Source organism: Streptosporangium sp. OZ121, assembly GCF_051918885.1.
Lineage (GTDB): Bacteria > Actinomycetota > Actinomycetes > Streptosporangiales > Streptosporangiaceae > Streptosporangium.
In genome coordinates, this window is sequence record NZ_JBPXMC010000001.1 from 1,080,275 (window position 1) to 1,091,304 (window position 11,030).

Annotated in this window: 4 protein-coding genes; 2 read left to right on the forward strand and 2 right to left on the reverse strand. The window is 65.7% G+C overall.

Translation table 11 applies throughout. The features are described from left to right. Positions 1–313 precede the first annotated feature (313 nt). Together ACTOQ1_RS05010 and ACTOQ1_RS05015 are read left to right on the forward strand one after the other, a co-directional pair. On the forward strand, positions 314–508 hold the full coding sequence (locus ACTOQ1_RS05010) for a type II toxin-antitoxin system RelE/ParE family toxin (protein WP_440064732.1): 195 nt from the start codon (positions 314–316) through the stop codon (positions 506–508). Between the two features lie 245 nt (positions 509–753). Beyond that, on the forward strand, positions 754–1,797 hold the full coding sequence (locus tag ACTOQ1_RS05015; protein ID WP_440064734.1) for a tyrosine-type recombinase/integrase: 1,044 nt from the start codon (positions 754–756) through the stop codon (positions 1,795–1,797). Positions 1,798–1,991: 194 nt separating this feature from the next. On the opposite strand, the gene ACTOQ1_RS05020 is transcribed toward ACTOQ1_RS05015, so the two are convergent. Both ACTOQ1_RS05020 and ACTOQ1_RS05025 read right to left on the reverse strand, forming a co-directional pair. Further along, complete coding sequence (locus tag ACTOQ1_RS05020; RefSeq protein ID WP_440064735.1) at positions 1,992–2,393, reverse strand: Imm10 family immunity protein; 402 nt, start codon at positions 2,391–2,393, stop codon at positions 1,992–1,994. Next, positions 2,390–10,030, reverse strand: coding sequence for a polymorphic toxin-type HINT domain-containing protein (locus ACTOQ1_RS05025; RefSeq protein WP_440064736.1), 7,641 nt, complete (start codon positions 10,028–10,030; stop codon positions 2,390–2,392). Before ACTOQ1_RS05025 ends, ACTOQ1_RS05020 begins: the two co-directional genes overlap by 4 nt. Positions 10,031–11,030: the final 1,000 nt, after the last annotated feature.

An 11,030-nucleotide genomic window follows, 5' to 3' on the forward strand; every position in this document is an offset into this window, starting at 1 on the left:
GCGCGCTTGGGGGCGTTCGTCGCGAGCTCGGCAACGATGAATTCGGCGTCGTCCCGGCAAGGGGCGCCAGCCGGGAGGCATCGGGCGAAGTGGCGGACATCAGGAATCTGGTCGGAGGTGCCGGGGAAGGTTCGCCGCCAGGTCATCACGCTGATGCACCCTATGGTCGTCGATGATCCGGCGTTGGGGTACTCGCCACGAGATCCTGGCATGGATCAACGCCCTGGACGAGCGATCCCGGGTGCAGGTCGTCGATGCCATCGACTGACCGGCCAGGGCCGGTCCGAGCCTGGGCCGTCCGCTGGTCGACGAGTTGGAAGGTTCCCAGGTCCACAACCTGAAGGAACTGCGTCCCGGCTCGGCAGGCCGCTCCGAGATCCGGATCTTGTTTGTGTTCGATCCGTGGCGGTCGGCCATCTTGCTGGTCGGCAGGGACAAGTCCGGCAACTGGTCGGGCTGGTATCGGCGCGCCATCCCCGCGCCGAAGAGCTGTATGAGAAGTACCTGACCGAACGTGAGGCGGAGGAGAAGGACCGATGACGAATTTTCCCAAGTGGAGCGACGTCCGCACCGACATCATGGCAACCTCCGGCGGCGAGGAGATCGTGGCTGAGGCCCGGCGGCGTAATCAGGCCTACATGAGCTTCCCCCGTCCGCGTCTACGGCAAGACCCGCCGCGAAGCCGCCGACAAACTCACCAAGAAGATCAACGACCACCGGCAGCACACTCCCCGCACCACCCAGGACCCGTCCGTGGCCGACTACCTGACGCACTGGCTGGACCACGTCGCCGTCCACACCATCCGCCCCTCCACCCTGGCCCGCTACCGCACCTGCGTACGGCTCTACCTGATCCCCGCGCTCGGCGCCAAGAAGCTCACCCGGCTCACCGCCAAGGACGTCCGCGTCTGGCTTGACCAACTCCGCGCCACCTGCCGCTGCTGCGCCCAGGGCACCGACGCCGCCCGCGACACCAACGCCGCCACCGAGCGGAACCGGCCCCGCTGCTGCGCCCTCGGCCGATGCTGCCGCCAGTACCTGTCCCCGCTGACCATCGTCTACCTGCACGCCCTGCTGCGCTCGGCGCTCCAGCACGCCGTACGAGAAGACGACCTCGCCCGTAACGTCGCCCGTAACGTCCAGGTCAGCGCCGGACGCCGCCGGCGCATCGAACCCCTCACCGCCGCCGAAGCCCGCCACCTGCTGGAAGCCGCCCGCGGCTCCCGGCTGCACGCCCTGGTCCTGCTGGCCCTGCGCACCGGCATGCGCCGCGGCGAACTCCTCGGCCTGCGCTGGACGGATGTGGACCTGACCGGCGGCACCCTGACCATCCGCCAGACCCTCCAGTACATCCCCGGCGGCACCGGCCTGGTCCTCGCCCCGACCAAGACCGTCAACTCCGAACGCCGCATCGCCCTGCCCGGCTCCTGCATCGACGCCCTGACCGAACATCGCGAGCGTCAAGAACGCGAACGCGAAACCGTCGGAGCGGCCTGGCCCGAGACCGGACTCGTGTTCACCACCCGCCACGGCGGCATGATCAACCCAGCCAACGTCAGCCGCGACTTCAAAGCCCTGCTCCAGCGCGCGGGCCTGCGCCCGATCCGCTTCCACGACCTGAGACACTCATGCGCCTCGCTCCTGCTGGACCAGGGCGTGGACCTGGTGGTGATCAAGGAGCTGCTCGGTCACGCCCACATCTCCATCACCGCCGACACCTACGCCCACGTCCGGCTCCGCCTCCAACGCGACGCCATCGAACGCATGGACGACGCCCTCGACGACCCTGAACCGTAGCCGTCAAAAAACGATCACGACTGCCGTAGCCGTCAACTTAGCCGTCAAAGGCTCCGAAGCCTCGCATGAAGCCCATGCGAGGCTTCACCCGTACTACAGAATCGACAATTATAGAAGCTATTATAAATACACCTCCCCAGAATCCACCCAGAGGAATAGCGGCACATTTTCATTCGGAGCATCCAAGAATGGCCTTAAATGCCAGAAATCCTAGGAACAGAATCCCGCCTCCCCCATTCGAGTATCGACCGCAGAACTGTAGCCATCTCGGCAATTTCTTCTTCCGACACCCGAAGGTCTACCTCAACCACTTCTGGCCAGCCGAGAGATTCAGCAACATCGGGCAGGAAATTCAGCGTAAGCCGCCCTCCCGACAGTTGAACCTCAGACAGGCATCCATAGTCGGTTTTTCCATCCTCCATTGAGACAGAGTAGGTGTCCCATCCGAGCTGGATTTCCTGTTCATCTGGATCATGGAGGCTTCTCTGAAAGGAGAGGGAACGGGTCAACGCCCCCTCGCTTCCTACAACTACCACTTCCAGCACTTCGTCATCCCAGTCTTCATCCAGGTTGACTTTATCTGCCGCAAACCTCATCTACGCCTCTTCCTCCCAGGTGCTTCCCATGACCCTGAACCGCGAGGGCCATCGTATTCGTAGGTGACTCCGACACCCAACTCATCCACCATGCGATTCATTGCTCCCCTGCAACGAGGGCACGGCGGCAACTGGCCCCGCATAGTGACCTGATCGCCAGGGTCTAGAGGGACAAGATTTGCGAATGGGTCATTAGGGATGGGATTCCTTCCGGGCGAAGCTCCGGACATTCGAGCTGAACGATGTTCAGTATGAGTCGCCGATTGAGAATTGTAGCCACCCCCCAAGCCAGCCTCTGCATCCGTCATATTTCCACTCTGCAGACAATAGCTGACCTTAGGGTTCCCGCTGGCATCACATACATCGACTTCAAGGCAGTGAGGGCTAGCGTTATGAACAAGGACAGCCTGGTCCCCGACTACCACATGGTAGGTGTGCAGGTCGTCGACCGTCAGGTTGTGGACTCGCTGGACGGCGGTCCACTTCTTGACCGCGGTGATCTGGACGTGGGTGCCGGCTGAGGTGCGCAGCCACATGCCCGGCTTGAGGTCGCCGGCGTTCGCCCATTCGCGCAGGGACGGGACCCAGAAGGGGTGCTCGTCCGTGGCGGTGATGACATCGATGGCGTCGCCGCGGTGACCGTCGATATCGACGGTCACCTTGACGAGATTCTTGGTGCCGTGACCGGTGATCAAGGTAATGACGGGTTTGGCCTTGGTGACGTCGGTCTCGGGGTCGGTGGCCACGACACGGTCGCCGACCCTGATGTCCTCGATCGCCTTCGTCGAACCGTCGGCCATCAGGACGCGGGTTCCCGGCACGAAGCTGTTGAGCCCGCGCGCGTCGCACGCCGAGCCTCCGTCCCCCGGCGGGGCCGACGGGAGGTCCGGGGTGATCTCGTCCACCAGGTCCTCGACGGTCTCGTCGACCGTGTTGTCGACGAACTCCTCGACGACGTCCTTGATGCAGCTCCGCCATCCATAGCAGCCGTTGAAGTCGGGCACATCAGACGTGTCGACACCCGACACGTCAGAGATGCTCTCCGCGCTGATTTCAATCTTGGTGGTGTTGTGGGAAGGCCCACTACGAGTCTTGGTGGTCGGCTTGGACTTGGGCGGCGTCTTCGTCTTGGGGGGCGTCTTCGTCTTAGGCGATGACTTCGCCTTGGGCGGCGTCTTCGTCTTGGGCGATGACTTCGCCTTGGGCGGCGCCTTGGTCTTGGGCGATGACTTCGTCTTGGGCGGCGCCTTGGTCGACCTCGACGACGGCTTGGTGGCCTTGGAAGGCTTGGTGGACCGCGAAGGCTTGGTCGACCTCGACGGCGGCTTGCCGGACCTCGACGGAGGCTTCGTCGACCTTGTGTTCTGGTTTCGCGGTGCCCCGCCCCTGTTGTTCCCGCCTGCCCGAGAGGCCGGGGGACGAGCCGCCGGAGGACGGGCCGCGGGAGGCCTGATCGCCGGGGGGCGAACCGCGGGGGGCCGGACCCGGGAGGCCGCCTGGACGACCCTGGGCACGGCGCGCACGACCATCGGGATCACGACCCTGGCGGCGGCGATCAGCAGCGGGATGCAGATCGGGCAGTGTCCCGTGGGGTCGGTGTTGACCAGCGGGCTGGCATTGCCGTAGGTGTAGCGGTTGAGGTTGATCGACGGGTACGGGGACAGCGTCCAGTCGTCGCGGGAGGCGAACCCTCCGGTGCCCGGCAGATACCAGCGGGCGTGCATGTTGACCTTGCCCGTCGCGGGGTCGGTGTACTCGCCCTGGTATCCCAGGGATCGTTTGGTACCGGTCTGCGCGAGGACCTCTCCGAACGGGTTGTAGGCCACCGAGTCGGTCAACGCGGTGCCGGAGAAGGTGGCGACCACGTCGTCGTGCAGGTCGGTCATCACCCCCAGCTTCTGGCCGCCCTCCTCGATGCCCAGCAGCTCACCCGAGGGGCTACGGCCGTAGCGGGACTTGACCGCGCCTGCTCCGTCGGTGATGGCGGCGATGTCGTTGGCCATTCCGGAGTAGAGGAACCGCTGGTCGTCGGCTCCCTGCTTGCGGGAGGCGACCCGGCCCAGCGCGTCGTAGCCGTAGGTGACGTCCCCGTCGGAGATCAGCCGGTCGAAGGCGTCGAAGACCAGGTTCTTGGTCGTCCCGGCCGTGGTCTCGCCGGCGAGGGTTCCGCGCGGGGTGTAGGTGTAGTCGGTCCCCGCTCCCGAGGTCAGGCGGTTGCGCTCGTCGTAGGTGAAGGTCTTGTCGCCCGCAGAGGTCCGGTTGCCCGAGGCGTCCCAGGTGTAGTCGACGGTGTTGCCGTTCGGCGCCTTCCAGGAGGTGATCCGGCCGAGCTGGTCGTAGCCGTAGTTGTTGGTGCCGGCTCCGGCAGTGCCCTCCGTGACCTTGGTGATCAGGTTGTCGTCCCGGTCCCAGGTATAGCCGACCTTCGCCAGCTGCGTTCCCGCGGAGTTCTTCAGCGTGTGCGCGGTCAGCCGGTCCATGGCGTCGTAGTCGAAGCCCTGGGTGGTGACCGGAGTCGCCGAGGTGAGCTTGGTCATACGATCGGCGTCGTCGTATGTGTAGACGAACGACCTGCCCGAGACCGGGTCGGCGGCGGTGGTCAGTCTCTCGCCGCTGTCCCAGCCGAACGTGGTCCGGCCCGAGGAGTCCGTCCGTTCCACCGGGTTTCCGGCCACGTCGTAGCCGAACGCGGCGACCTGGCCCGTAGGCTTCGCGACCCGGGTGAGCAGGCCACGGTCGTTGTACTCCAGCGTGTAGTCGCCGATCGCCGTCTGGCGGTCGGCGGCGTCGTACCCGTAGGTCCGATCCGGGGTCGCGACGGGCGCGCCGGAGCCGGTCTCCTTGGTGACCCGGTCCAGCGCGTCGTACTCACGTTCCAGGCGGACGCCGCCCGGCTGCTGCAGGGAGGTGAGGTTTCCGGCCGCGTCGTAGACACTGGTCCAAGTGCGGTCGGCCGCGGCGGGATGTGCCTGGGTCGCCGGTTCGACGACCGACTCGACCAGGCCCAGGGTGTTGTAGGTGGTCCAGACGGTGTTGCCGCGCCCGTCGGTGGTGCGGGTCAGCGCGCCCGTGGCGTCATAGCCGTAGGTGGTGGTGTTCGTCTTGGACACGGAGACCGGTTCGACCAGTTCGACCAGCTCGCCGAGCGCGTCGTACCGCATCGTGGTGGTGTGGCCCTCGCCCGTGGTGGTGCGCACCTGGTTGGAGGCCGCGTCGTAGCCGAAACCGACCGAACGCTGAACGGTTCCGGCGGCGTTCAGGTCCTTAGCGGCGACCTGTCGGCCCGCCAGGTCGTACTCGATCACGCTGGCGTTGTTGAGCGGGTCGATGCTCTTGACCGTGCGCCCGGCGAGGTCGTACTCGATCTTGGTGGTCTTGTTCAGCGGGTTGGTCTGCGAGGTCACCTCGCCCGCGGCGTTGAGCTCGTAGAGGCTGACCTTGTTTCCCTGGGTTCCCGGGGCGATCGTCTTGGTCAGGCCCCCTGCGTGGTCGTACTCCATCCGGGTGGTGAGCGCCACGGGGGTGGGTCTGCGTTCGATCACCGTACGGGTGATCTGCCGGCCCAGGTCGTCGTAGGTCGCCTCGGTGCGCGCGCCTGTCGGGTCGGTCTCGGCGAGCTGCTCGCCGAGCAGGTCGTACTCCCTGACCCACTGGCCTCCGGGAGCGGGGTCGGTCATGCGTACCGGGTTGCCGAGAGCGTCGTACTCGATCGCGCCGACCGCGCCGCGCTCGTTGGTGACACTGGTCTGCCGTCCTGCGGCGTCGTAGGCGTAGCTGACCTTCGGCACCAGCGTCTGCCCGCCGGGCGGCGTGTACGACGGCGAGGTCACCGTCCTCACCCTGCCCAGCCTGTCGAAGGCGGTGGTCGTGAGGCCGCCTTCGGCGTCGACGGAGTGGGTCTCACGACCGGCGCTGTCGTAGCCGCTCTTGACGGTGGGCCTGAGGTTGGACGCCGAGCCGTTCTTCTCCACCTTGGTCTCGGGGTATCGCGTCTCGACGAGCTGCCCGGCGAGGTCGTAGCGGTAGGTGGTGGTGAAGTCGGCCTCGTTCGCGCCCGCCGTGTGCCCCCGCGGATCGGTCACCCCGGTGGTCAGCCCCCGGTCGTCCAGCGTCCTGCTCGTGACGATGTCGGCGTCACCGTTCTCCACGGTCTGGCGGATCACCATGTCGTCGGCGTTGTAGGCGAACTCCGTCACCTCGGCCCGGGAACCGGTGCCACCTGTCGAGGTGGTCTTGAGGACGTTGTCGTTGGCGTCGTAGACGAACGCCGTCTTACGTGCCAGCCCGTTCGGGTCGAAGGTGCGCGAGGTCAGCCGGTCGGCGGCGTCGTAGACGTAGTCGGTGCGCTGTTTGTTCCCCGCCGCCAGGACGGAGACCAGGTTTCCGGCCGCATCGTAGGTGTTGGTCTCCAGCACCACGTTCTGCGCGATGGTGGAGCCGTTGAGCTTGGCGCCCTCGGCGGTCAGCTGCTTCGGCAGCCCGTCTCCGAAGTAGGTCTGCTTCAGCTTGCGGCCCATCGCGTCCACGCTCGTCTCCAGGCGCCCCACCGCGTCATAGGTGTAGGACTCGAGCACAACGTCGCGTGGAGCCTGCGGGCTGACGGGGCTCCCCGTCCAGTTCTTGAGGATGCGGGAGGCCAGCTCACCACGGGTGGTGTAGGTGTAGTGGAACACGTTCCCGAGCTCGTCGGTCACGCCGGTCCGCGCGCCTACGTGGTCCCAGGTCTGCTGGACGACCGCCCCTTCGGGGCCGGTCACCGACTTGGTGCGGCCGTGGTCGTCATAGGTATAGGTGATCTTGCGTTCCGGGTCGCCGCCGGTGAGGTCCACGACGACGTCGGTGAGCTTGTTGCCGTCGGCGTCATAGGTGTAGCGCGTCTGCGCGGTGTGGGTGACACCGCTGACCTCGTTCTTGATCCCTGGGCCGGTATGGGTGAGCACGCGGCCCATTCCGTCGTAGGTGAAGGTCGAGGTGACCCCGTCCGGGTTGGCCTGCGAGATCTCCTTCCGGGAGGTCACCGTGCCCAGCGCGTCATGGGTGAACCTCGTGGTGAGCCCGGACGGATCGGTCTCCTCGGCCAGGTCGCCGGCCGCCGTGTAGCGGTAGGTCGTCTCGTTGCCCTTGGCGTCCTTCTCCACCTTCATCAGCCCCGCCGGAGTGTCTCCGCCGCCGACCGCCGGTTCGGTGCCGTCGGTGTAGGTGATGCTGGTCGAGCGGCCGGCGGGGAAGTCAAGGGTGGCCGGGGTGGTGTGCTTGGCCACCTCACCGTGGGCGGTGTACTCCCACTTGGTGGCGTAGGTGGAATCGAAGGAGTGGGCGGAGCGGGCGTCGCGGCTGGCGGTCACCCGGTTGTTGCGTGGATCGAACTCATCGGCGCTGTTGCGGTAGAACTCCCGGTAGGTGCTCTGACAGCTCCCTGTCTCCCGGCAGGTTCTGACCTCGATGGGGTTGCCCTGCGCATTGTTGAGCTGCTCGGTGACGACGCCGTTGGGATCGGTGACCTTTGTGGTGAAACCGCCGGTGTCGTACTGGAACTTGGTGACCTTTTCCTGTTGGTCCGTTCGGCTGACCGGGCGGTGGTTGCGCCAGGCGTCGTGGACATATTTGAGGGTGTTGTTGTTGGGGTCGGCCACCGAGACCGTCATCAGCTCAGTGAGGTCGACGGAGTCGAAAGAGTAGGTCGGCTCGCCGAGTTTCCAGGTGCCGCCGTGCTGGTCGACGTGGGTGGCGACCCGGTCGTTGGCCGGGTTGTAGGTGGTGGCCATCCATTGGCGCCCTGAGGGCAGCGTGATCGTGTTCAATTTGAACGGCGCTTCGGCTCGGGCGGCGTAGTGAGCGCTGACCTGGGCGGGGCTGAGCACCTGGTCATAGACCGCGACCTCGTCGATGCTCCCCTTGAAGCCGAATTCCGTGGGATCGGATCGGCCCGTCGGGGAGCCGGGCAGTGATGAGGTGGCGGCGCCGCTGCCGATGATGGTGCTGCCCATCCAGCTCATCGACTCCACCCCCATGTTGATCGAGCCGGCGGCGGCGCCGTCGACATACAACTTCGTCACCCCGGCACCAGCGGTGATCACCGCGTGGTGCCACTGGCCGTCGTTGACCACCTGCGCTGAGGTGACGGGGGTAGGAGTGCCCTCCATCATCGAATCCAGGAGCCCGCGCAGTTTGCCGTCGGTGCCCACATACAGGCCAGGAACCCCATACCAAAGCTGGTAGGGGAACCAGCTACCGCCGGCCCAGAAGATGAAGCCCGAGTCGGTGGTCTTGAACCACGACTCCACCGACATGCTCTTGCCCAGCTTGGGAAACAGCCCCCAATGCTCGATGCCCGAGTTGGTGCCGCTGCCCTGGAAGTTGGCGGAGGCATTCGTGGTCCCGCTCAGCGCGCCGGGCTTGCCGGTCTGCACCCCCGAAGGCAGGGAGGTGCAGCCGTTTTGACCGCTCTCGTCGGGAAAACACCTGGAGGTGCCTTCCGGATAGCTGATGGTGCGGACCTCACCCATCCGCCAGTACCCCAGCGGGCGGTCATCGAGCACCACCCCCCGATACCGCGATCCGCTGGTGTAGCCGTAGGTGGTGCAGTTGGGCGCCGCCACCGGCGCACACACCTGACTCAGACGCTGCGCGTCGTAGATGTAGGTCCACGTCAGCGGCTGGCCGTCGACCGGGGCAGTGGACACGGCCGTGACGCGATCCCCGGTCCAGGTGAAGGCCAGGGAACGGCCGCCGGTCGCGGTGACCGTGGCCAGCTTGCCACCCGCGTCATAAACCAGGCTCTGCGCGCGGCCCCGGCTGTCGGTCAGCGTGCTCAAACGCCCCTGGGCATCGAAGACATAAGAGGTCGACGCGGAATCCTTCAGCCGCCAGCCACCGCCGGAGACGGTGGCCAGCGTGGCGTTGACGCCCGGCGGAGGCTGAAAGGAGGTGATCCCCCCGACGGTGCGTTTGTACCCGAAGCGCAGCCTGCGGCCGTCAGGATAGGTCACCAGCAGCGACTGCGGAGTGCCTGCCTCGGGCTGGATCTTCATGTCGAACCGGGTCGACCAACCGGCCCCGAACATCCCGTCGGTGCGCGCATCAAGACTGTTGTAGGAGCGCACCACCGACAACGGCGGGCCCGCGGTGGCAACGGAGGCGTCGGTGAAGGTGGTGGTGTAGTTCCCCGCGAGCTGGTGGAACTCCTGGCCGTTGGCGCCGCGGGTGGCCAGCTGGGAACTCACCACGGGCTGGCGCACCGCGGTCAGGAAGCTCAGATTCGACAGGGTGCCGGTCTCCTGGGTGGTGGTGTCGCGGATCGTCACCTCCCACACGTACGTCTTGCCCCACTGCAGGGTGCCCGCCGGCACCTTCCACCCGGCGTCGACCCAGGACCGCCATTCCGACAGCGTGCAGGCGCCGAGATTGCCGTTCTCCAGCACACAGACCTTGTAGCGGTACTCGTAAGACCATCCTCCTAGGCCGTTGTAGCCATCGGCACGCAACTCCGGGGTGAGGGTGTCCACCATGGATCGGTCATCGGGGTAGTAGGCCGCGAATGTCATGCCCATCAACGACGCGCTGTCACGAGCCTGCGGCAACAACACCCCCGCACCGGGCTTGCCCGGGGAGGAGCGGGTGAACTTCTTAGCGGGCACAACGTCTTTGGCGTCAACCGACAACGCCCCCGCAGGCCTCTTCCCACTCTTGGCGACGCCATCGGCCGGGGAAGTCTCGGCCACTTTCGCCGTCGTCGCCGTGGCCGCCGAGTCGACCAGTGATGGAAAGCCTGCCGCTGAACCCGTCAACTGCTCAGGGGTGACCGGCGCGCCCTGGCCGTCCAGGAGCGAGGTAGCCGCGTTCGCGTAAGCCGCCGGGCCCGCCGAGAACGGCCGGGCGACCAATTGCACGAGTCCTGGAATGGTCACCGTCAGTACGGTGACCGTGAACCAACGGAACCAGTGAATTTCTCGCAGAAACGAGCGCAGCCTATTCATGAGCCGCCATCCTCCAGACCGAAACCCTAAGCGAACAAAGCCTCTTCACGTCGACCGTCCGCACGCCTTTTCAGACGCGCCAACAGGAAGGTCGGAGGATGATCACGGCAAACGGTCAGGAACATACATCAAAATTCGCGAAAAAGGCAAACGTCTCTCGGTGACGCGTCAATCGCACTACGTCGCCCGAACGTGGATGAGTTGCGCGGCCCTATCGGCATCACCTTCGCAAACAGCTTCGGACCTGCGGACCTTGCGGCCGCCCCGAGGCCCGCACCCTTTCCTTCGCATCGGGAAAGAAGTCACCGGACGGCAACGTGACAATCACATCCGGTTAATGTGCATCAAGGACGCCTCTCGGAAACGGGCGGACCGGAAGTCGTTGAGAATGAGCTTTTCAGTCTGAAGCCGCAGCTCAGAACAGGTGAGCCGGTGGAGGAGAAAACGTAGGCCGCTGCCGGCAAGGTCACTGAGCGATCCCAGCCCAAGCAACTCCACACCGCCCACTCCCGAGGCCGCCGGCGGGAAGTATGAGAAAGCTCACGGTAAGAAGCGTGTGCAACCACCGATTCTCAGTGGTTGCGCACTGACGTGATCTCAGCGAATAGCCGGTAGATAACTGTGCTCGAAATGGGTGAGGACAAGCGCCGCGCGAGCGATG